Source organism: Pseudomonas sp. LM13 (genome assembly GCF_041381355.1).
GTDB classification, from domain to species: Bacteria; Pseudomonadota; Gammaproteobacteria; order Pseudomonadales; family Pseudomonadaceae; genus Stutzerimonas; species Stutzerimonas frequens.
In genome coordinates this window covers 1-22,603 of sequence record NZ_JACBXH010000008.1, presented here as the reverse complement: position 1 = coordinate 22,603, position 22,603 = coordinate 1, and the positions used below count along the sequence as shown (strand labels likewise).

At 65.4% G+C, this 22,603-nt stretch carries 17 protein-coding genes and 1 riboswitch; of the genes, 3 read left to right on the top strand and 14 right to left on the bottom strand.

The window, feature by feature from the left end; genetic code table 11:
- Positions 1-28 precede the first annotated feature (28 nt).
- On the top strand, positions 29-1,306 hold the full coding sequence (locus tag HZR81_RS08145; protein ID WP_500127787.1) for a mechanosensitive ion channel family protein: 1,278 nt from the start codon (positions 29-31) through the stop codon (positions 1,304-1,306).
- A gap of 31 nt (positions 1,307-1,337) precedes the next feature.
- Here the strand turns inward: HZR81_RS08145 and atzF are convergent, their stop codons facing one another.
- From atzF to HZR81_RS08105, 8 genes are all read right to left on the bottom strand, one after another.
- Positions 1,338-3,140 (bottom strand): allophanate hydrolase, encoded by a 1,803-nt coding sequence (atzF, locus tag HZR81_RS08140; RefSeq protein ID WP_500127786.1) that lies wholly within the window; start codon positions 3,138-3,140, stop codon positions 1,338-1,340.
- Positions 3,141-3,258: 118 nt separating this feature from the next.
- Entirely contained in the window at positions 3,259-6,996 is a 3,738-nt protein-coding gene (locus HZR81_RS08135; RefSeq protein WP_500127785.1) for a 5-oxoprolinase/urea amidolyase family protein, read from the bottom strand.
- 158 nt (positions 6,997-7,154) lie between these two features.
- Positions 7,155-7,790: an urea amidolyase associated protein UAAP2 gene (locus tag HZR81_RS08130; protein ID WP_500127784.1), complete on the bottom strand. Its 636-nt coding sequence runs from the start codon at positions 7,788-7,790 to the stop codon at positions 7,155-7,157.
- Positions 7,791-7,803: 13 nt separating this feature from the next.
- Positions 7,804-8,532, bottom strand: coding sequence for an urea amidolyase associated protein UAAP1 (locus HZR81_RS08125; protein WP_270053753.1), 729 nt, complete (start codon positions 8,530-8,532; stop codon positions 7,804-7,806).
- Between the two features lies 1 nt (position 8,533).
- Positions 8,534-9,421, bottom strand: a complete 888-nt coding sequence (locus HZR81_RS08120) for an ABC transporter ATP-binding protein (RefSeq protein WP_078451645.1) — start codon at positions 9,419-9,421, stop codon at positions 8,534-8,536.
- The gene (locus HZR81_RS08115) at positions 9,418-10,233 is read right to left on the bottom strand and encodes an ABC transporter permease (RefSeq protein ID WP_031693785.1); all 816 of its coding nucleotides are present in this window, start codon (positions 10,231-10,233) and stop codon (positions 9,418-9,420) included. Before HZR81_RS08115 ends, HZR81_RS08120 begins: the two co-directional genes overlap by 4 nt.
- 131 nt (positions 10,234-10,364) lie before the next feature.
- Positions 10,365-10,462, bottom strand: a riboswitch (guanidine-I (ykkC/yxkD leader).
- 193 nt (positions 10,463-10,655) lie between these two features.
- Entirely contained in the window at positions 10,656-12,125 is a 1,470-nt protein-coding gene (locus tag HZR81_RS08110; protein ID WP_156245902.1) for a methyl-accepting chemotaxis protein, read from the bottom strand.
- 106 nt (positions 12,126-12,231) lie between these two features.
- Positions 12,232-13,038 carry a TatD family hydrolase gene (locus tag HZR81_RS08105; RefSeq protein ID WP_500127783.1) on the bottom strand — a complete coding sequence of 269 codons (807 nt, stop codon included), beginning with the start codon at positions 13,036-13,038 and terminating at the stop codon, positions 12,232-12,234.
- A 173-nt stretch (positions 13,039-13,211) separates the two neighbouring features.
- On the opposite strand from HZR81_RS08105, the gene HZR81_RS08100 reads away from it, so the two are divergent.
- Entirely contained in the window at positions 13,212-14,627 is a 1,416-nt protein-coding gene (locus tag HZR81_RS08100; RefSeq protein ID WP_500127782.1) for an MltF family protein, read from the top strand.
- 6 nt (positions 14,628-14,633) lie between these two features.
- On the opposite strand, the gene HZR81_RS08095 is transcribed toward HZR81_RS08100, so the two are convergent.
- The 5 genes from HZR81_RS08095 to HZR81_RS08075 all read right to left on the bottom strand — a co-directional run bounded on the left by HZR81_RS08095 (position 14,634) and on the right by HZR81_RS08075 (position 20,673).
- Positions 14,634-15,641, bottom strand: coding sequence for a lipase secretion chaperone (locus HZR81_RS08095; RefSeq protein ID WP_500127781.1), 1,008 nt, complete (start codon positions 15,639-15,641; stop codon positions 14,634-14,636).
- A 58-nt stretch (positions 15,642-15,699) separates the two neighbouring features.
- Entirely contained in the window at positions 15,700-16,635 is a 936-nt protein-coding gene (locus HZR81_RS08090) for a triacylglycerol lipase (protein WP_011913157.1), read from the bottom strand.
- A gap of 312 nt (positions 16,636-16,947) precedes the next feature.
- Entirely contained in the window at positions 16,948-17,445 is a 498-nt protein-coding gene (greB, locus tag HZR81_RS08085) for a transcription elongation factor GreB (RefSeq protein ID WP_013982722.1), read from the bottom strand.
- A gap of 40 nt (positions 17,446-17,485) precedes the next feature.
- Positions 17,486-19,987, bottom strand: a complete 2,502-nt coding sequence (locus tag HZR81_RS08080; protein WP_500127846.1) for an ABC transporter permease — start codon at positions 19,985-19,987, stop codon at positions 17,486-17,488.
- Complete coding sequence (locus HZR81_RS08075; protein WP_500127780.1) at positions 19,987-20,673, bottom strand: ABC transporter ATP-binding protein; 687 nt, start codon at positions 20,671-20,673, stop codon at positions 19,987-19,989. The genes HZR81_RS08080 and HZR81_RS08075 overlap by 1 nt, the downstream gene beginning before the upstream one ends.
- An 11-nt stretch (positions 20,674-20,684) precedes the next feature.
- On the opposite strand from HZR81_RS08075, the gene HZR81_RS08070 reads away from it, so the two are divergent.
- Positions 20,685-21,290, top strand: a complete 606-nt coding sequence (locus HZR81_RS08070; RefSeq protein ID WP_500127779.1) for an arylesterase — start codon at positions 20,685-20,687, stop codon at positions 21,288-21,290.
- 486 nt (positions 21,291-21,776) lie between these two features.
- Here HZR81_RS08070 and HZR81_RS08065 read toward each other — a convergent pair.
- The coding region (locus HZR81_RS08065) for a hypothetical protein (protein WP_500127778.1) at positions 21,777-22,603 on the bottom strand (827 nt) is incomplete at its 5' end.

Here is a 22,603-nt window from a genome sequence, read left to right as displayed (position 1 = left end):
ATCCAGACCACCGTTCGCGCTTTCACCCATGACCGCTTTTTCGTCGCCTGCCCTTGCATTGCTGCTTGCACTGTTGGCGCTGCTGTCTCCGCCGCCGGTCAGCGCTCAGGTCGATGACGGTCTGGCTACGGTGCGCCTGGATGGGCGCGCACTCTTTCGCATCGGCGGTACCGGCGAGCTGGAGGCGCGCCAGCGGGCCCGTCTGATCGAGCGGCAGCTGCTGGCCGTGCTGGAGGTTCCCGAAGGCATTGCCAAGGCGCGGATTGCCCCGGTGGGGGAAAACGGTGAGGCGCGGCAGATAAGCGTCGCCGGCCGCACCTTGATGCAGGTGTTCGAAGACGACGCACAGGCCAACGGTCAGACGCTGGATGCCCAGGCCCGGGAGTGGGCCTCGGTGCTGGAGACCGCACTGGTACAGGCCAGTACACGTCGCACCTCGGAGCGCGCGCGCTTCGTTACCGATGTGCGCGCCAGCGTCGATACCGCCTTCGCACGGCTGGTGGAGGCGGCCGTCAGCATCGTGCCTCGGGCACTCGCTGCGCTGCTGGTCATCGGCGTATTCTGGGCCCTGGCGGCCGGCGTGCGGGGGCTGACCCGGATCATTTTCGAGCGGTTGGTGCGCGATCGTACGGTCGAGAACCTGATCAAGCAGGTCAGCTACTACACCGTCTGGCTGCTGGGCCTGATCGTCGCGGCCACCGCTTTCGGACTGGAACCCAGCACGTTGGCAACTGGCCTCGGCCTGACCAGTCTGGCCCTCGGTTTTGCGCTGAAGGACATTCTCTCCAACTTCGTCAGCGGCCTGCTGATCCTCACGCTGCGGCCGTTCAAACTCGGCGATCAGATCGTCATCGGCGAAACCGAGGGCACCGTCGAACGTATCGAACTGCGTGCCACCCAGATACGCACCTACGATGGTCGCCGTGTGCTGGTGCCCAATGCCGAGACCTTCACCTCGCGGGTGACCAACAACACCGCCGCTCCGGTGCGCCGGGCCAAGGTTTTGTGTCACCTGGGGTATGGGGTCGAGGTTGCGCAGGTGATGGCGCTGTTGAACGCAGCGGCCCTGGAAACCGAAGGGGTGATCGATACGCCGCCACCCCTCGTTGTATTGCTGGAACTGCGTGCTGATGGCCTGACGTTCCAGCTCAATTTCTGGTGCGACTCGAGGCGGTCCGACTTCATGCAGACTGCCTCGCGGGTGCGTATCCGTGTCATACGTGCTCTGCGCGACGCAGCCGTGGCATTACCGGACCCGGGCACTAGTACCGTTAGGCTTCTGGACGATCCGCCCGAACAGTCGTGATCACCAGAAGAGAAAGCTGCGTGGCAGTGCTTCAGTCGCGGCTGGCCAGCCAGGCCTTCCAGCCGCCGAAGTGGGTGATGTCCTCGGCGCCGTTAAGGCCGTAAGCATCGCAGATAAACCCGGTTTCCCAACGCCCGTCCGCCAGCTGCACCTTGCCCAGGCCCAGCGGAGCGGGAATGCCAGTCAGGAAGGAGCCCAGCTCGCTGCTGGGGATGTCCCAGACTTCCACGGCAATCGCCGCGCCACCCTCGGCGACTCGCACCATCCCCGGGCGTAACAGCGGGCCGCCGGCCAGGGCGTAGAGCCTGTAATCCGGCGAGCTTTGAGTGGCTTCGAGCAGCCGACCGCCGCGCTGGCGCAGCTGCCAGTTCAGCGGTAGACCATCGAGGTGCGCACCGCAGACCACCACCTTCGCTCGGTCGTTGCGTGCCGGATTCCGCGGCACGGGTCCGGTGATCGCGTTGCCGCCCACCAGGGTCAGGGCGGTCTGGCGCTGCAGGGCATCGGCCAGGCTCAGCAGGTACTGGTCGGTGGACACCCGGCCGAACAGGGTCGCGCCCCAGGGCAGGCCGTTACCCATCACGCCGGCCGGCACCGCGACGGCGGCGTAGTCCAGCATGTTCATGAAGTTGGTGTAGTAGCCCAGGTCCGAGTTGCGCTTGACCGGTTCGGCGTGCAGCTCCGCCAGGGAGACCGGACGCGGGTACGCGGGTGTCAGTACGCAATCGACCTCGGCCATGATCCGGTCGCAGATGGCCTTGAGTTGCTGCAGGCGGTATTGCGCCTGGAACAGCTGCACGGCGGTTGTACCGGGGGCTTTCTCCAGAACGGCCTTTATTACCGGCAGCACGGCGTCGGGCTGCTGCTCGATCAGCTCTCCGGCTACGCTGTAGCGCTCGGCCACCCAAGGACCTTCGTAGAGCAGGCGTGCAGCTTCAAGAAAGGGCTCGAAGTCAATCTCCACCGGCTCGCCGCCGAGGGCTTTCAGATGCTCGATTGTGGCGGCGAACAACGCCGGGCTTTCCGCGCAGCCGAGAAATTCCAGGTGCTGGGGTATGCCGAAGCGGAAGGTCTTGATCTGGCCGAAGGCCGAGCCGTCATTCCACAGCGGGTTGCTACGGCTGTACTCGTCGCGCGGATCGAGCCTGGCGGTGAGCGCCAGCAGCTGACTGGCTTCGGCCGCCGTCGCGGTGAAGAAGGTCACGCAGTCCAACGTACGGCAGGCCGGGACAACGCCGGCGGTGGAGATCAGCCCTTTGCTGGCCTTCAGGCCCACCAGGTTGTTCAGTGCCGCCGGCACCCGGCCACTGCCGGCGGTGTCGGTGCCCAGCGCGAAGGAACAGAGCCCCAGGGCCACGGCCAGCGCCGAGCCGGCGCTGGAGCCGCCGGAGGGGTAGTCCGGGTGCACCGAGTTGCGGCATTCGCCGTAGGGCGAACGGGTGCCGTTGAGGCCGGTGGCGAACTGGTCGAGGTTGGTCTTGCCCAGCGGCACCGCGCCGAGGGCGATCAGCTGTTCGACGATCGTCGCGCTGGTTTCGGGCGTGTAGGCGAACGCCGGGCAGGCGGCGGTGGTGGGCACGCCGGCGAGATCGATGTTGTCCTTGATGGCGAAGGGCACGCCGTAGAGCGGCAGGTCCTTCGGCGTCTTGCCGTCGAGCGCGGCCAGGTACGGCTCGAGCTCGGCGGCGCTCAGCAGGTGGATGAAGGCGTTGAACTCGCCGTTGAGCGCGGCGGCCTTGTCACGCAGGCCGAGGATCAGCTGGCGCGGCGTGGTGGTGCCTTCGGCATAGGCGGTGCGCAGGGTGGCCAGGCGCAGGTCGAATGTTGTGGTCATCTCATGTCCCTCGTAGGGTGGAAAACGGCGAAGCCTTTTCCACCGCGATGTTCGTTGCCGGCCCGCTGGGCCGGTGGGTGGACAGGCAAGGCGCTGTCCACCCTACGGTTGCTCGGCCTCAGGCCTCCTCGATCACCACCACCCGCTGGCCGGCGCGCACCGGCGAGCCGGGCTGGGCGCGGACTTCCTTGACCACGCCGGCGACCGGCGCGGTGAGCGGGATTTCCATCTTCATGCTCTCGAGGATCACCAGCACGTCGCCGGCCTCGACCCGCGTGCCCTCGGCCACCGACACCTGCCAGAGGTTGCCGGCGATATGGCTTTCGATGCCGTGCTCACCGGCGCCAAGCGGGGTGTCTTCACCGAGATCGGCCGCTACTTCCTCGCTCTCGAAATGTGCCAGCCCCGATTCGATCCAGCGCTGGCGCTCGGCGTCGAAGGCCGCGCGCTGCTGGCTGCGGAAGGCCTCGATGCCTTCGGCCTCGGCGGCGAGAAAGTCCTGGTAGTCCGACAGGCACAGCTCGGTCTCCTCGATCTTCAGCGGGTAGCGGCCCAGCGGAAAATCGCGGCGAATCTTCAGCAGCTCCTCGGCGCTGACCGGGTAGAAACGGATCTGGTCGAAAAAACGCAGCAGCCAGGGCTGGCCGCCGAACGCCTCGACGGCGCGGTAGCGGTTCCACATCTGCAGGGTGCGACCCACGAACTGGTAACCACCCGGGCCTTCCATGCCGTAGACGCACATGTAGGCGCCGCCAATGCCCACCGAGTTTTCCGCGGTCCAGGTGCGCGCCGGGTTGTACTTGGTGGTGACCAGCCGATGCCGTGGGTCCAGCGGAGTGGCCACCGGCGCACCGAGGTATACGTCACCCAGGCCCATCACCAGATAGCTGGCCTCGAACACCGTGCGGTACACCTCGTCGAGGTTCGGCAGGTCGTTGATGCGACGGATGAACTCCAGGTTGCTCGGGCACCAGGGAGCGTCCTTGCGCACCGTGGTCATGTACTTCTCGATGGCCAACTGGCAGGCCGGGTCGTCCCAGGACAGCGGCAGGTGGACGATGCGCGAGGGCACCTTCAGGTCCTGCGCGGCGCACACGGCATCCCACAGGCCGGCGACCATCTCCAAGAGATCCTCCAGCGCCAGGGTCTCGGGCTGGTAGTGCACCTGCAGGGAGCGGATGCCGGGGGTCAGGTCGATCACACCTGACTCGAACGGCGCCATGGCTACTGCGCTTGCCGATGCTGCGTCAAAACTCGACTCGGAATGCTCATTTGCCACATGCAAACTCCGCTTCCTCGCCGAGTCTTTCCTTGCCTCGCCTGCGCTCGCTACGCCCTGACCCAGTCCGAACGCTCTTTCCATAGCCTGCATCAGCGCATGGCCGCGGAAGCGCAGCACCAGGTCCAGCTCCGGCGCGCCGATTTCCAGCAACAGGTGGGTGTCGCCGGAGAGGCGGGCGACCAGGCGGCTGTCCGCTTCACCGATATCGAGCACGATGGGCGACTGCAGCGCCACCGGCGTGGCGACCACGGCCGCCGGCGCGAGGCTGGCGCACTCGGCATCGGCGGCCTTGGCCAGCTGGCGTGCGGTCAGCACGTCCACCGGCACGAAGCGCAGCTTGTCGCCGGCCTTGAGCTGGCCGAGCTGCCACAGATCCGCCTCGATGATGGTCACCGGGCAGACGAAGCCGCCCAGGCTCGGGCCGTCCGGGCCGAGGATCACCGGCATGTCGCCGGTGAAGTCCACCGCGCCGATGGCGTAGGGGTTGTCGTGGATATTGGATGGATGCAGGCCGGCCTCGCCGCCGCTCTCGCGCACCCACTCGGGTTTCGGGCCGATCAGGCGCACCCCGGTGCGGCTGGAGTTGAAGTGCACTTCCCAGTCGGTGGCGAAGAAGTGTGCGATGTAGCTCTCGGTGAAGTATTCCGGCGCGCCGTGCGGGCCGTAGATCACCCGCAGCTCGCGCACCGCCGGCAAGGCGCGGCACAGCTCGGCGGCGAGCGTGGCGCCGGCAGACGAGTCGCTCAGCGGTGCCAGGTGCAGCACGTCGCCGGCGCGCAGGGCGCGGCCACCGTGACCGCCGAACTGGCCGAGGGTAAAGGTGCTCTTACTGCCCAGATACTCCGGCACCTGCACGCCGCCGCGTACGGCCAGGTAGGAGCGGGCACCGGCGCCGGCAATCGTGCCGATGGTCAGGGTGCTGCCGGCCGGGACGAACAGCGCGGTGTTCATCGGTTGCGGCGCATCGTCGAGCTTCACCGGGATCTCGGCACCGGTCAGCGCCACCACCGCATCGGTGTTGAAGCGCAGGATCGGCCCGCTCATGGTGATTTCCAGCCCGGCGGCGTCCTCGGGGTTGCCCAACAGGGCATTGCCCAGGCGCAGCGCGCGACTGTCCATCGGCCCGGACGGCGGCACGCCCACTGCCCAGTAGCCGAGGCGACCGGGGAAGTCCTGCACGGTGGTCTGGGTGCCGGCGCTGATGACCTCGAAGGTATCGGCCTTGTAGCTGAGGCCCTCCAGACAGCGGGTCCAGGGGTTGCCGCTGGCGAACGGGGTGAAGGCAAGGATCTGGCGCAGATAATCGCGGTTGGTTTCCACACCATAGAGCAGGGTGTCGCCGAGGGCGGCGTCCAGCGCGACGCGGGCCTCTTCGCGGCTCGGGGACCAGGTGATTACTTTGGCGATCATCGGGTCGAAGTAGGGCGGGATCTCGCAGCCGGCCTCCACCCAGCTGTCGATGCGCAGGCCCTGGCCGTCGGCTTCGGGGAAGGCCACGGCGGTGAGCAGACCGGGGCTCGGCTGGAAATCCCGGCCCGGATCTTCGGCGTAGACGCGCGCCTGGATCGAATGGCCGCTGGGCTTGAGACCCTTCACCAGCTCGGCCAAAGGCGGCAGGTCGCCGGCGGCCAGCTCGATCATCCAGCGCACCAGATCGACGCCCCAGACCTGCTCGGTAACGCCATGCTCCACCTGCAGACGGGTGTTCACCTCGAGGAAGTAGAAGCGCTGGGCTTCGGCGTCGTAGACGAACTCCACGGTGCCGGCGCTGCGATAGCTGACCGCCTTGGCCAGGGTGATTGCCGCCTCGCACAGGGCCTCGGCCATGCCGGTCGGCAGGTTCGGCGCCGGGGTTTCCTCCAGCACCTTCTGGTTGCGCCGCTGCACCGAGCAGTCGCGCACGCCCAAGGCGATGACTTCGCCGGCGCCGTCGCCGAACACCTGCACTTCCAGATGGCGGGCACGCTCGATGTACTTCTCGATGAACACGCCCGAATCGCTGAAGTTGTTCTGCCCCAGACGCTTGACCGCGTCGAAGGCATCAGTGAGCTCCGCCGCCGAGCGGCACACGCGCATGCCGATACCGCCACCGCCGGCGGTGCTTTTCAGCATCACCGGGTAGCCGACCTGCTCGGCTGCGCCGAGGGCATCGGCGAGGCTGTCGAGCAGCTCGGTGCCCTCCAGCATCGGTACGCCGCGTTGTTTGGCCAAGGCGCGGGCGGTGTGCTTGAGGCCAAACACCCGCAGCTGTTCCGGCGTCGGGCCGACGAAGGCGATCCCGGCGGCCTCGCAGGCTTCGGCAAACGCCGCGTTCTCGGAGAGAAACCCGTAGCCGGGGTGGATGGCTTTCGCGCCGGTTTCACGGGCGATGCGGAGAATCTTCTGCGCGTCCAGATAGGTCTGTGTGGCCGGGCCTTCGCCCAGGCTGTGGGCCTCGTCGGCCTGCTGGATATGCAGGCTGGCGGCGTCGGCCTCGGAGTAGACGGCCACGCCTTTCACATCCAGGGCGCGCAGCGTACGCAGAATGCGGCAGGTGATGGCGCCGCGGTTGGCGATCAGCAGTTTGTCGAACATGGTCAGTAACCCTCGAAGGGCTGGCGGGCCGTCCCGCCTTTATTCATCAGTGCCACGGCCGTCCGTGGTTGGGGAGGGTTTCTTCGTTGCCGGTCGCTGGGGTCGCTGCCCGGCGCGCGCCTGCAGCAGCGGCAGCAGGTAGCGACGTAACAGCGGCATCAGTTCCACACCAGCACCTCGGCGGGCGTCGGGTTCCAGCCGTTGCAGGGGTTGTTCAGCTGCGGGCAGTTGGAGATCAGCACGATCACGTCCTGCTCGGCCTTCAGCTCCACATACTTGCCTGGCGCGGAGATGCCGTCGGCGAACGTCAGGCCGCCTTCGGGGGTCACCGGCACGTTCATGAAGAAGTTGATGTTGGCGCCAATGTCGCGCTTGGTCAGGCGACCGTCGTTGAGGCTCGCGCGCAGGAAGTTGTCACGGCAGCTGTGCATGTAGCCCTTGTCCAGCGCGTAGCGCACCACGTTGCTCTCCTGGGCGCAGGCCCCGCCGAGAGTGTCATGGCGGCCGCAGGTGTCGGCGGTGATGGTCAGAAGCGGGTTGCCGAGGTTCGAATAGAGCACCGTGCCGGTGGTGAGGTAGACGCGGTTCTGCCGGCGCAGGGTGCGCTGCGGGTCGTAGCGCTCGCGCGGGTTTTTCGCGCTGAAGAACAGCGTGTCCACCGCCTGGTTGCCTTCGAGATCGAGCAGGCGCAGGGTCTGTCCGGCCTTGACTTCGAACAGGTACGGTTCGCCGGCCGGGATCACATGGCGGAACGCGGCGGTTTCGGGGTGCAGGCTGCTTTCGGTAAGGCTCATCGCGGCCACCTCCTCAGATGTACAGACGTTCGGTGTTGTGAAAGGCACGGCCGTTTTCCAGGCGCGAGGTGCGGCAGAGCACGCTGATGCCATCGCTCTCGACCTTGTGCCAGCTCAGCTGCACCGGTTTGGGTGCGTACAGCGGATTGGGGTCCAGCGGATGCTGCAGGGCGGTGAGGATCACCAGGGTGTCCATCGGTGCGTACAGTTCTATGTAATCGCCGGCTTTGGAGTGGCCCTGGTGGAAGGCGAAGGCACCGTCGGCGGTGACGTCCACGCGACTGAACAGATTGAGCACCATGAGCAGGTCCTGCAGGTTCAGGTTCCACTTGCCCATTTCCACCAGCAGGTTGTCGGTGCCATTGCGGAAGAAGCCGTTGCGCAGTTCCTGATAGCGGCCCTGGCCGTACTTCTCGGCGACTTCATCGGCGTTCAGCACACCGCCGAAGCTGTCGTGCCAGCCGCAGGTGTCGGCCGTGATGGCGGCGAGTACGCGCCCCATGTCCGAGTACAGGCAATGCCCCGCGGTGAGCTTGGCGGTGTGCTGGCCCTTGAGGGTATCCGGCAGGTTCAGCCGCTCGCTCTTCTCCTGGGCGTTGAGCAGCATCAGGCTGACGTTGGCGCCGCCTTCGAGATCGGTCAGACGCAGCAGTTGACCGCGCTTGAGGATGAAGGAGGTGTGGCCGCCGCCGGGAACGGTTTCCTCGTACAGCGTGGGGCGGATCGCGAGTGAAGCACTCATGTCAGGCTCCTTGATAGGCAGTGCGAAAAGAGTCGGCGAGGGCGGTCGGCAGGCCTGCGGACGCGCCGGGAGCATGGCGGCCCTCGTGCAGCGGAATGTCGTAGGTCACCCGTGCGCCATAGGCACCCGGGGCGTGGGGATCGATGCGCGGTTTGTCGAAGACCAGAATGCGGCTGCCGAGGGTGAAGCCTTCCGAGAGGTCATGGGTGACCATGAACACCGTCAGCCGGGTTTCCCGCCACAGCTCCAGCAGCAGCTCATGCATGTCCTTGCGAATGCCGGGGTCGAGGGCGCCGAAGGGCTCGTCCAGCAACAGTACGCGGGGCTTCATCACCAGTGCCTGAGCGATGGCAAGGCGCTGCTGCATGCCGCCGGAGAGCTGTGCCGGGTACTTGTCCAGCGCATGGCCGAGGCCGACCTTGTGCAGCATCTGCGCGGCCTGCTCACGGGCATCGCGCTTGCGGCGTCCGAGCAGACGACCCAGCAGTGGGGCGCGCGGCAGTTCCAGGCCGAGGGCGACGTTGTCCAGCACCGTCAGGTGCGGAAATACCGAGTAGCGCTGAAAAACCACGCCGCGACTGGCGTCCGGTTCGTCTGCCAATGGCTGGCCATCCAGCAGGATCTCGCCACGGCTGGGCGCTTCCTGGCCGAGCAGCAGCCGCAGGAAGGTCGACTTGCCGCAACCGGAGGCACCGACCAGGGTGCAGAACTCACCTTCGGCAATCTTCAGGTTCAGGCGCTCCAGCACCACCTGGTCGCCATACTGCTGCCAGACATTCCTGACCTGGATGAACGGTCTGGCATCGCCTGCGCTGCGGCTTATAGGTGCGTCGTGCTCCAGGTGGGCGACGGATCCGCCCGCAACGGCTGCGCTCTTTCTGTCGCTCATGCCTTGGCTCCTTCATACCAGGGGAACAGCAGCTGGGTCAGGCGCCGCAGCGAGAAATCCATGGCCCACGCCAGCAGGGTGATCCAGGCGACGTAGGGCAGGATCACGTCCATGGCCATGTAGCGGCGTACGAGGAAGATGCGGTAGCCGAGCCCATCCGTGGAGGCGATGGCTTCGGCGGCGATGAGGAACAGCCAGGCCGAGCCGAGCACCAGGCGCAGGCTGATGAGCAGGCGTGGCAGAAGCTGCGGCAACACCAGTCGCAGGATCAGCGTCCAGGTGTTGGCGCCGAGGGTCTGCGCCTTGATCAGCAGTTCGCGGGGTATCTCGCGAGCACGCTGCTCGAGGTCGCGGGCGAGGATCGGGGTGATGCCGATGACGATCAGCATCACCTTGGACAGCTCGCCCAGCCCGAACACGATGAACAGGATCGGCAGGATCGCCAGCGGTGGCACCATCGACAGCACGGTCAGCAGGGGCGACAGCGGCGCACCGAACAGCGGCAGGGTGCCGGCGGCGACGCCCAGGCAGAGGCCGGCCACGGCGGCGATGGCCAGCCCGCTAGCGAGGCGCTTGAGACTCGAGGCGGTGTCCTGCCAGAACAGGTAGTCGCCCGAGCGCTTGTCCGGGGTGAAGGCGAGGCGTTCGACAGCCGCGCTCATCTGGCCGAAGCTGGGCAGCAGCTTGTCGTTGGGATTGATTTCCAGGCGCTGGGTAGAGCTGGTCAGGTACAGCGCCAGCAACAGGGCGAAGGGCAGTATGGCCAGAGCAAGCCAGCCGCTGCGGCTCGGCGTTCGATTGATCAGGCGCATGGGCAGGTGCCCCGGTTTGCGACAGCTGCTAGAACGGGCAGGGCGGTGAACGGCAGAGCCGATACGAGCGGGCACATGGCAAACCCTCCAGTGTTTGGGGATGGCGCAGGAGCTGCGTGCGGATCACGCTGTTCTCCCGGGCTTTTATCCCGCCGTGTAACCTCACTGGAGGTCGCCAACTCTCGGACCAGCCACTCGCGAGCGAGTCGGAACCCTAGTCGGCTATTTCGAATTGTCGCAGCAGCTTCGCCTGCAGGATCGACAAAGCAAGAGCGGTGCCAATGCAGGATTGGCAGGCGTCAGCGGCTTGTTGCGCTGAACCAAGGCTGGCGAGACGCCCCTTCATGGGGCATGAGCCGGGGCGCTGCCTGTTTATCGGGCAGGCCGCGCCGCGTTGTGGTGCACGCGGCGCGGGGCGTACCTCAGAGTCTGAGCTGGCCGATGGCGCGACTGAGGTCGGTGGAGAGGGCGGCGAGTTCGGCGCTGGTGCTGGCGGAGCTGACGGTCTGCTCCACGGTGCGCTCGGTGACGTCGCGAATGCCGGTAACCGAGCGGTTGAGTTCCTCGGCGACCTGGCTCTGCTGCTCGGCGGCCACGGCGATCTGCGTGTTGCTTTCGCGCATCTGCGCCACGGCTTCGGCGATGGCTTCCAGGGCTTGGGCGGCCTCGTGGGCCTCACGCACGCAATCGTCGGCCTTGAGCGAGCTCTCCTGCATGAACTCCACGGCGTCGCGGGTCATCGATTGCAGTCCGGTGATCATCTGAGTGATCTCGTCGGTGGAGTCTTGAACGCGTTTGGCCAGGTTGCGTACCTCGTCGGCCACCACCGCGAAACCGCGACCCTGCTCCCCGGCGCGGGCGGCTTCGATCGCCGCGTTGAGCGCCAGCAGGTTGGTCTGCTCGGCGATGCTGTGAATCACGCTGACCACACCGTTGATCTTCTGGCTATCGGCGGCGAGCTGCTCGATCATCTCCCCGGTCTGCTGTACGCCCTGGGACAGGCTGGAAATGGATTTCTCCACCCGCCCGACCACGCGATGGCCGTCGCCGGCGAGACGGTCGGCATTCTGCGACTGATCACGGGTTTCGCGCGCATGCTCGGCGATCTGATGCACCGTGGCGCTCATTTCGTTGATCGCGGTGGCGGCCTGGTCGGTCTCGCCCTGCTGGCCGCGCATGCCGTTGTGCACGTCATTCATGCTAAGTGCAAGGCGGCTGGCGCCCTCGTCGAGACGCGCGGCGGCCTGGGCAACCGTGCTGACGACGCGCTGATAGCCGCCCTGCATGGCGTTGAACGCGCCGGCCATCTGGCCGACCTCGTCACGGCTGTCCAGCGGCACGCGAGCCTGCAGGTCGCCGCTGCGCTCGACGTGCAGCATGACGTCCTTCAGTGTGTTGAGGTGGCTGAGCAGGAAACGGATCAGCAGCTGCGAGGCGGCGAGCAGACCGAGCATCAGCACGGCGACAGCGGCGGCATAGCTGAAGAAATGTTGCCCCAGCACCTGGATCACGCTGGGCGCGCGTGCCATTACCGCGAGCTTCCGGCCATCGGGGCGGGTGAGCATTTCCACACCGATCAGCGGGTTGGAGGCGAACAGGCGATCATGGGGCAGCGCCGTCCAGCCAGAATCGGCCAGCGGCTGGCGATCGACCATGGCCCGTTGCCCGGCGGGATAGACAGTCAGGTCCGCCGCCTGCGGCAAGGTCGCGTCATCGGGCCAGGTAGCCAGAAGGGCTGCGCGCGCCTGAGCGGCACTACGGGCGTCGGCGCTGCGAGCGCTTTGCTCCAGCTGCACGGCATAAAGCACCAGCAACAAGGCGATTACGAAAGTCACCATGTTGAGCGCCCAGAACTTGTACTTGAGCGACAGATCGCGAATCCAAACGGCCATGGCTGCTCTTCTTCTATTGAGGGTTGCCGGAGCGCGCGTTAGCGCTTTCGGCGCGACGGAATAATTAACGGCTGCCCGGCGCAGAGCTTGAGTGGATTTTTATGAATCAATCGAGGTCAGGCAGGCCGAAGAATCGGCGCGCTGTTAGCGTGGTTTGATCTGCCAACTGGGCTTCGCTTTCGCCACGATGCAAGGCCACCTCACGCAGCACTTCTGGCAGGTAGGCCGGCTCGTTATGCCCGCTTTTCGGCTTCGGCCGCAGGCTGCGAGGCAGCAGGTAAGGGGCGTCGCTTTCCAGCATCAGTCGGTCCGCGCGGATGTCCCGCACCAATGGATGCAGATGGGTTCCTCGCCGCTCATCGCAGATCCAGCCGGTGATACCGATGTGCAGATCGAGGTCCAGATATCCGTACAGCGCGCGCTTCTCGCCGGTGAAGCAATGCACGACCGCCGCGCTGAGCCGATCACGGAACGGTTTCAGGATCGCCACCAGGCGTTCGCTGGCGTCCCGTTCGTGAAGAAACACCGGCATGGCGCTCTCTGCCGCCAGCTGCAGCTGCTCTTCCAGTGCGCGTTCCTGTAGTGGTCGGGGCGAGAAGTCGCGGTTGAAGTCCAGCCCGCACTCGCCGACGGCACGCACCTCGGGCTCGGCCAGCAGGGCGCGCAGTTGGCTGGCGCTGTCGACGCTCCACTGGCTGGCGTCATGCGGATGAACGCCGGCGGTGCAGAACAGATGCCGGCGGGATTCGTCGAGTTGGCGGCACAGGGCGAGGGCGGCTTCGCTTTCCGCGAGACTGGTTCCGGTGAGCACCATCTGCGTCACGCCTGCCGCTCTGGCGCGTTCCACTACCGCGGAGGGGGCGGAGGCGAGAGAGCGGTGAGTCAGATTGACACCGATATCGACAAGCTGCATGAGAACCTCTAAATACTAAAAATGAAGTAAATCAATAGGATAGAAAATAAATCTAAACCAAGTTTTTAGGCGAAACTGGCGCAATCGCTCGCGCTGTGCGAATCTTTGCCACCTTTTTGCGGGCAGGGAGCACCGCAACAGCGTTCTTCGTGTCCCAAACCGGTGCATCTTCGATGTCACGATTGCTGCCACTTTTGCTCTGCCTGTTGCTGGTTTCGCTGCCGCTCACGGCAAGCGCCCGCGTGGCCGGACCGGAGGCCTGGCAGTCGAGCGACAAGGTACGTGATCTGGCCGAAATTCGCCGCAGCGGTGTGTTACGCGTGCTGGTGAACCAGAGCCGCAACAGCTCCGGTGAGGTCAAGGGCGAAGCGATCGGCGTGGAATATGCCCGCTTGCGTGCCTTCGAGCAGTATCTGAACCGCAACGCCGCGCCCGGGAGGGCCATTACCCTCAAGATCGTTCCCAAGGCCAAGGACCAGCTGCTCGGCGCGCTGCAGCGCGGCGAAGGGGATTTGGTGGCGCCCGGGGAACTACTGCCGCTGGCCGGCATGAAAGGCATCAGTCGCAGCCGGCCGGTGGTCCGCGATGTGGCGCTGGTAGTGGTCGGACGTCAGGGCGGGCCGCGCTACCAGCGCCTCGAGCAGCTCTCCGGTCGCAGCCTGGCGCTTTCCCCAGGCAGTGCGGCCGGGCCGGCGTTGGCGCGGCTGAACAAGCAGCTGATGGAGCGCAAGCTGGCGCCCATCGTCGCCGAATGGGTCGACCCGACCCTGGCGGTGGAGGATGTGCTGGAGATGGTGCATGCCGGGGTCTATCCGGCCACTGTCGTCGAACAGACCATCGCGCAACGCTGGGCCAAGGTGATGCCGAAGCTGCGCATCGAGCAGCACCTGAGCCTCGGTGAGAAGACCAGCATGCACTGGTTCGTGCGCAAGGACGCCAGCATGCTGCGCGCCAGTGCTGATCGCTTTCTCAAGGATTTCGACCTGCCGGACAACCAGGATGCCGCCTTCGAGCGCGTCTATCGGCGGCTGTACAAGGTGCAGTACCCACTGGATCGAGTCGGCCGTCAGCGGCTGGAAAAGGTCCGTCCGACGCTGCAGCGCTACGCCGAGCAGATCGAGCTGGACTGGCTGAACCTGGCAGCGCTGGCGTTCAAGGAGTCCACGCTAAATCCGGCTGCGAAGGGCGCCGGCGGCGCGACAGGGCTGATGCAGGTCACGCCGGCGACCGCCCGAGCGATGGGCGTGAGCAACATCCAGCAGCTGGATAACAACGTGCAGGCCAGCGCCAGGTACCTGGCCAATATCCGCCGCAACTACTTCGCCAGCCCCCGGTTGAACGAGCGCGAGCGCATGGCGTTCATCCTTGCGGCCTACAACCTCGGGCCGCAGCGGGTGCAGAGCATGCGCGCCGAAGCCAGGCGGCGCGGTCTGAATCCGGACCAGTGGTTCTTCCAGGTCGAGCGCATCGCCATGGAAACGGTCGGCATGGGTGTGGTGGCCTACGTCAACAGCGTCAACAAGTACTACCTGGCCTACCAGCGCGAACGCTATCTGCTCGAGGCGGACCGCAAGACCGCCGCCAACTGATCTCCCTCAGCGAGTCTGATTCTGCTGCAGAGCAGCGAGCAGCCGCAGACGCTCGCTGTCACTGAAGTGCTGTGCTTCCAGTCGCTCGACGGCGGCACGGCGTTCGACCTCATCTAGCCCGCGGACGGCTTCGATACGGGCGAGTTCCTGCTGATAGCTGGCGACGCGTTGCTGCCATTGCTGTCGTTGCCGGTCCAACGCTTCCAGCCGATCCGCCGCGGCGCTGCCTACCAGTTGCTGGCGCAGCTGATGCAGCTGCTGCGGGCCCGCTCCGCTCGCCAGCAGAGCTTTGGTCTGATCACGCAGCTCGGTCTGTAACTGGGGGATCAGCAGATCCTGCATTTCGATGGGCAGCCCAGCACGCAGCTGATCGATGGCACGGCCCTTGGCATCGCTGTCCAGCGCTGGATCGAAGCGGATGGCCAGCCGCTCCAGACTGAACTGGTCATAGGCTTCCTCCAGGCCGAAGAACGCCTGGTGAACCGTCGGATCAAGCACGCGCGCGCGTAGTGCCCGTACCGCGCTCAATCGCTCCCGCATCGCAGCGAGATCCGCTGCTCGGGGATGAGCGGCTTCAAAATCAAGGAGTTGGCGCTTGTAGTTGAGATACTGGTTGAGGGCGGAGAGCGCTTGCGCCTTCGCGGGCTCCGACAGTTGCGTGGTGATTTGGCGACGCAGGCGCTCAATGCTCTGCTTCAGCGGCTCCTCGCCGATGGCGCTGAGAAAGTAGTCGAACAGCTGGCGAAGCTCGCGGTCGATGATCAGGTTGCCGGCAGTGTCCAGTTGGAACTGGCCGTCGACCTGGGTGCCCTTGAAGGAGTCGGGCAGCTTCGCCATGACCTGTGGCGCCGTGCCGGTCGCTGCGCGCTGGGCAGCGCGTGTGGGAGCCTGGTTGGCTGCAGGGGACGAGGCGGGCGCTCCGGCCATCGGCGCCTCTGTGGATGCGGGCCGGGTGAGGAAGATGCCCAGACCCAGCGCGACGGCCAGCGGCAACAGAAGGATGGTTCTGCTCATGGAGTTGCCTTGCAGTGGCGGCCGGGATCGACGATCCCGGCCTGGTTCATGAGACGGTTCAAAGACCCGCGTTCTTCAATCGGTTGGCGTGCTGGCGGTAGACGCTGACCGGGTCCGTCTCGAACAGGCTGGTCAGCCCCATGAACTGGTTAACCTCGTCCAGATGGTTCATGCGGTAGTTGTCGCGGATCACCATCCCCAGGTGCGAGCTGCAGCGTCCGACCAGCCCGTCATTGGGTCCGCTGAAGGCCAGCGAGCCGGCGCCCATCATGGCGTCGCTCACGTCCAGCGGATTGGTCAGCGGACTGGTGCCGCTCCAGGAGTAGTAGTGCACGCCATTGACCTTGTAAGCACCTTCGCCGCATGCGGTGGTGGGTATGCCCTGGGGGAACTTGGCATTGAAGCGGGCCGCGCCCTCGCTGTTGAGCGATTCCAGCGAACCCAGGGAGTTCTGCGGAGCGGTGCTGGAACTGCCGGAGACGAAGTTGATGAACGCGCCCATGGCGTTCACCAAGCCGGCGATTATAGCCTCACCGGATGAACCCTCTGGAACCTTGCGGATCAGATCCGCCACGTCGGAGCCCTTGTGGGGTGCGCCGACACTGGTGACCGAGGCGATCAGGTCCGGCCGTACGCCTGCCACGTACCGGATGGTCGGTCCGCCGTGGCTGTGGCCGATCAGGTTGACCTTCGGCTTGCCGCTGATAGCAACGATTTCCTCGACCTGGGCCAGCAGTTCCTCGCCACGCAGTTCCGATGTGTTGAGCTGGCTGACTTCGGTGACGTAGACCTGCGCGCCGTCTCGGCGCAGCGCACTGGGGATGCCATACCAATAGTCGATGCCCAGCAGACTGTCGAAACCCAGCATGCCGTGGGCGAGCACGATCGGGTACTTCGTGGCGGTGTAGCCGCTGCCGGTGGCAGCGAATGCCTGACCGGAAAGCGCCAGGGCGCTTCCGAGACAGAGGGCGAGCAAGGTTTTGTTCTTGTTCATGGACGCACTCTTCGAATGTGAATCGGGCTATGGGGCAGTCCCTTGCCGTTCACCGCGCATGGCGCGTACTGCGCCCTTGCCAGCGCAGCATTCGTGCCAGAGCCGGCCCACTCGGCAGCGTCCGCTCTAACTGGCGGATCGCAGCGATGCGGCTAGCGTTGCGCTATCAGGCGGGTTGGGCGTGCCTGTTACGAAGCGAAACGCCGAAGTGGGTAATTAGGTGATGATCTGGCTTTTTCGCAGAACATGAGCGTTTAAAGCCTGCATGATTGACGATTATCGTGACTAAATATTCTGTATCTGACTGTCTGGTCATGGGTAATCGATGGCGACGACGTACCAGAGCTTTGTTCCGGTCGGCGTCTGCACCTGCACCTCGGCGTCCAGCGCCTTGCCGACCAGTGCGCGGGCGAGGGGTGAATCGATGCTGATCATGCCCTGGCGCAGGTCCAGCTCATCGGGACCGACGATGCGGTAGCGCGCCTGCTCACCGTCTTCATCCTCGAGCGTCACCCAGGCACCGAAGTACACCTTGTTGGGGTCGCTGGGTCGTTCGCTGACGACTTTCAGCTTTTCCAGACGCTTAGTCAGAAAGCGGACACGGCTGTCGATCTCGCGCAGCATCTTCTTGCCGTAGGTGTACTCGGCGTTTTCCGAACGGTCGCCCTGGGCGGCGGCTTCGCTGACCGACTGGGTAACCTGTGGTCGCCTGACATGCCACAGCTCGTGCAATTCGGCGCGCAGCCGGGCCTCGCCTTCTGGTGTGATCAGCGGCGTGCCGGCCGGGCGGGGTGGGCGATAACGGCTCATTGAATTCCGACCTCGCTGCAAAAGCGCCGATTGTAGCGCTTCAGTTCTCGCGCAGTACGCTCAACGGGCTCGCGTTGAGGGCGCGACGCGTGCCGATCAGCCCGGCGCTGCCGACCAGCAGCGCGCCGATCAGCGGCAACAACAACAGCCAGGGATGCGGCTGCCAGCGCAGGTCGAACGCATAGTGATAGAGTAGGGCGCTCACCAGTTCGCAGCCAAGCGCGGCGAGCAGGCCGCTGGCAGCGCCGAGCAATCCGAACTCGGCCCGGCGCGCCCTCAGCAGCAGACGCCGTTCGGCCCCTAGCGCGCGCAGTAGCGCACCCTGGCGGATGCGTTCGTCCAGTGTCGCTTGCAGACCGGCGAAGAGCACGGCCAGCCCCGCCGCCAGCACGAACAGCAGTACGTACTCCACCGCCAGCGAGACCTGCGCGAGGATGCTGCGCAGCTGGGCCAGCAGCGCCTCCACTTGGAGCAGGGTCACCGACGGGAACGCCCGCGCCAGCTCCACCAGTTCGCGCTCGTTGCCTGGTGGCAGGTGAAAGCTGGTCATGTAGGTGGCCGGCATGCCTTGCAGGGTGTCGGGCTCGAAGATCATGTAGAAGTTGGGCTGGAAGCTGTCCCAGTTGACCTCGCGCAGGCTGGTGACGCGAGCGTCACGCGTCAGCCCGCCTATGGTGAAGCTCAGCTGGTCGCCCAGCTTCAGCTGCAGGCTTTCGGCCAGTTCGGCCTCGACGGACACGCCTGGCAGCTCCGCCTCGGCCCGCTCATGCCACCACTGGCCAGCCACCAGATGATTGTCCTTGGGCAGGTCGGCCGACCAGGTCAGGCTGAGATCGCGACGAATCGCGCGTTCGCCCTGGGACTCCTTGCTGACCAGCTGGCGGACCGGCTCGCCATTGATCGCCACGAGTCGGCCCGGCACCACCGGATACAGTGGCGCGGCATGGCTGGAGAGTGCGTCGATTCGCTCGGCGAAGGCATCCTTTTCTGCAGGCAAGACGTTGAGTACGAAATGGTTGGGTGCGTCGTCCGGCAACTGGTCCTGCCAGGTGTCGAGCAGCTCGCCGCGCAACAGGGCGATCAGTGCCATGGCCAACAGGATCAGGCCGAAGGCAAGCGCCTGTCCCGCCGCTGCAAGCGGATGCCGCAGCAGCTGACCCAGACCCAGCCGCCAGCTCAGCGAAGCGCCGGCAAGCAGGCGACGCATACCCTTCAGGCCGAGCAGCAACAGGCCTCCCAGCACCAGCGTGGCAAGCAGGCCGCCGCCCAGCAGAGCCAGGGTGATCTTCAGGTCCAGGCTCAGCCGCCACATGATCAGGCCGAGGGCCAGGATCGCCGTGCCGTACACCAGCCAGGCGCTGGGTGGCACCGGCAGCAGGTCGCGGCGCAGTACCCGCAATGGCGGTACGCGACCCAGTCCTGCCAATGGCGGAAGGGCAAAGCCCGCCAGCGCCACCAGACCCGTGGCCACACCGGCTGCGGCGGGCCAGATGCCGCCGGGGGGAATCTCCTGCGCCAGCAGATCGCGCAGGAGGTAGAACAGCCCGTGCTGTGCGGCCCAGCCGAGCAGGGCGCCGACAAGGCTGGCCAGCAGGCCAAGCATGCCCAGTTGCAAGGTATAGAGCAGCAGCGCGTCATGGCGGGAAAGGCCCAGACAGCGGAGCAGCGCACTGGCATCGAAGCGGCGTGTGGCGAAGCGGGCAGCCGACAGCGCGACGGCAACGCCCGCCAACAGGATCGCAGCCAGGCTCGCAAGGTTCAGATAGCGTTCCGCACGGCCCAGTGCGCCCCCTATCTGCCGGTTGCTGTCGCCGGCGGTTTCGATGCGTTGATGGGCTTGCAGACCGGGCTGCAGTGCCTGCTGGTAAGCCGCCAGTGCGGCGCTTTCGCCGCGCCAGAGCTCCCGGTAGCGCACTCGGCTGCCAGGCTGGACGACACCGGTCGCGGCAAGGTCGTCCAGGTGCATCAGCACGCGTGGCGTCAGGCTGTAGAAATCACCGACCCGATCGGGCTCGTAGGTCAACACGCGGGTCAGGCGCAGCAGCTTGTTGCCGACTTCGATGTCGTCACCGATTGCCAGATCCAGGGCGGCGAACAGTCTGGCCTCGGCCCAGGCTTCACCCGGGGCCGGACCGCCGCCGGCTTCTTCGGCGCCGTAGGGCTGCGCCGCACTGCGCAAGGCGCCGCGCAGGGGATAGCTGCTGCTGGTCGCTTTGACACTGGCGAGCTGCAAGTCCTGGTCGGTGGCGATGACACTCGAGAATTCGACCACCTGGGCATGTTCCAGCCCCTGTGCCTTGCCGGCTTCGATCTGTTGCGCCGAGGCGGGTGCGCTGCCGCCCAGCACCAGGTCGGCGCCAAGAAACTCGCTGGCCCGCAGCAGCATGGCGTCGTTCAGGCGTGCACCGAAATAGCCGATGGCGGTACTGGCAGCGACGGCGATCAACAGAGCGAAAAACAGCACGCGCAACTCGCCGGCGCGAGCATCGCGCAGCAACTGCCGGTAAGCCAGAGCGAACAGGCGCGTCTTGGGTAGGCCCATCATTCGCTCGTCTCGCTGGCGATCTGGCGCCCACCCTCGAGGCGAAGCACGCGATGGCAGCGCCTGGCCAGGCGCTCGTCGTGGGTGACCAGCACCAGGGTCGTGCCGCGCTCGCGGTTAAGCTCGAACATCAGCTCGGTGATATGCGCGCCAGTATGGGTGTCGAGGTTGCCGGTGGGTTCGTCGGCAAACAGTACCTCGGGCTCGGCAGCGAACGCACGGGCCAGGGCGACGCGTTGCTGCTCGCCACCGGAAAGCTGGCGGGGATAATGCTGCAGGCGCTCGCCCAGGCCAACGCGAGAGAGCAGCTCGGTGGCGCGTTCGCGAGCATCGCGGCGCCCGTCCAGTTCCAGCGGCAGCATCACGTTCTCCAGTGCGTTGAGGCTGTCGAGCAGCTGGAACGATTGAAAGACGAAACCGACGTGTTCGGCACGCACCCGCGCCCGCTGGTCTTCGTCGAGCGCTGCCAGCGCATGGCCGGCCAGATGAACTTCGCCCGAACTCGGTAGATCGAGCCCGGCCAGCAGGCCGAGCAGTGTCGACTTGCCCGACCCTGAGGTGCCGACGATGGCCAGGCTGTCGCCCTTGGCCAGCTGCAAAGAGAGGTCGGCCAGGATGCTCAGCTCGCCTTCCGCGCTGGGTACCACTTTGTTAAGGTTCCGGGCGTCGAGAATATTGCCGCTCATGAGGGAATCCGATGCGAAGGTGGCTGAAATGCGGGGCCCTGGCGCTGCTGTGCTGGGCTCAGGGAGCCCTGGCCGGAACCGTACTGGTGGTCGGCGATAGTATCAGCGCCGCTTTCGGGCTGGAAACCAGCCAGGGCTGGGTGCATCTGCTGCAGGAACGCCTCGTCGAGGGCGATGATTCCTGGCGTGTGGTGAACGCCTCTATCAGTGGCGATACCACGGCTGGCGGGCTTGCCAGGCTCGATCCGCTGCTCGAGGCGCACACCCCTGCGGTGGTCATTCTGGAGCTGGGCGGCAATGACGGATTGCGTGGGCAGTCGCCTGTGCAATTGAAACAGAATCTTGCGGCGATGGTTGAGATGTCGCAGGAAGCGGGAGCCAAGGTGCTCATTTTAGGGATGCTTATGCCCCCTAATTTGGGCAAGAGATACACCGAGGCGTTCGCCAAAGTGTTCCCTGAAGTGGCCTCTGAGTACGATGTCCCACTGGTCCCGTTTCTGCTGGAGGGCGTGGCTGGCGTGCCTTCCATGATGCAGGGTGACCAAATCCATCCGACTGCTGAAGCCCAATCGAAACTGCTGGATAACGTCTGGCCTGCTCTCGAACCGCTGCTCTGATTCAACCGTAAGGATTGAGCGAGAGACGCCAAGCGTAGCGGCTTTACGCCCCGAATGTCTAACAGTGTTCTAACAAACTTCTAACACCGAAGGACCTTCACGTGCCTCAGCGATCCAAGGGGACCGAGGGCGGCACGGGGGAATGTGGCTGGTCTTCTTTATTGAGATGAGGTCTCAGATTTTTCTCCCAGATTCTCAAGGCAGACCGAGCGACCAGCGAGACGACCCAAGGCGCAACCACCAGCAGCCAATAAGCAGCCTGTAGCTTGCCCATGCGAGTCTCCTACTGATTTAGTCAGGTATTGCAAAAAGAAGCCCCAAGACCCATTCAGGTCGAGGAGCTTTAAACCGAATCTCAAGGAGACCCAGTGACAGCCAGTTGTCGGCAGAGGATGGCCCCAGGTTTACCCAGGGCTCATTCCTTTGGATTGGAAGGGGGATGGTTATCACAACCACCTCCCGTCCTCAGGTGCATCTCCCAGGGCCTTACGGCTGCGCTGAGAGGACCAATTGCTTGATGATCGGCAGGGCTACCGGCGTGGTTTCCCACTCGGAACCACCCAGCTTCACTTCGACCATAGCGGTTGCCATCACGTCCACCACAGCGGAGACCTCAAGGTCCCAGCTCTGGGTCGAAGCATTACGGCTCAGTTCCACCCGCCAGACATCGCCGTTCTGGTCTTCACGGAACGACAACAGGGCGAACGCCTTGGGCACCAGAAAGATGCCTCGGTCTGGACCGCTGTAGACCTGAACACGGGTCCCCACCAGCTCGTCTATGTCCTCAAGGCCAGCCCGTTGAGCGGCACGGTTGAGGGTCGGACGGAGGGCAACGGGGATCAGAACGCCGAACTCGGAGACATCACGGCCCCAGAAGGTGTCGAGGTTGACCGCCAGGATGTCCAGCAGGTCCTCAGCCTGGGCAGCAGGGCTACCGCTGAGGGCTCCCACATATGCCTTGGTGACCGAAGGTTGACCCTCAAGGCTCTGGGCAATCTTACCGGCCAGGGTCAGCTCAAGGTCATCCAGCAGTTTCTCCCCGGTCTGCGCCATGCTGCGCTCAGTGAAGCCGAACTGGACGGTGTGGTCGAAGATCGACACACGACCCGATACCAGAATGCCGACCTCAGGGGCCTCCATCGAGACCAGGGAGCCTGCTTTGGCATCGCCGTGGGTCATCGTTTGCCCATCATAGGTCTGGCGGGGATCGAAGGTAACGGAGCGGTCAGCCATTAGGGCGACCTGGGGGGCGGTCGGCTGGGAGCCGTAGGGGCGAACCTCAGAAGGAAACGCCGTGTTCATGTTGTCGCGCC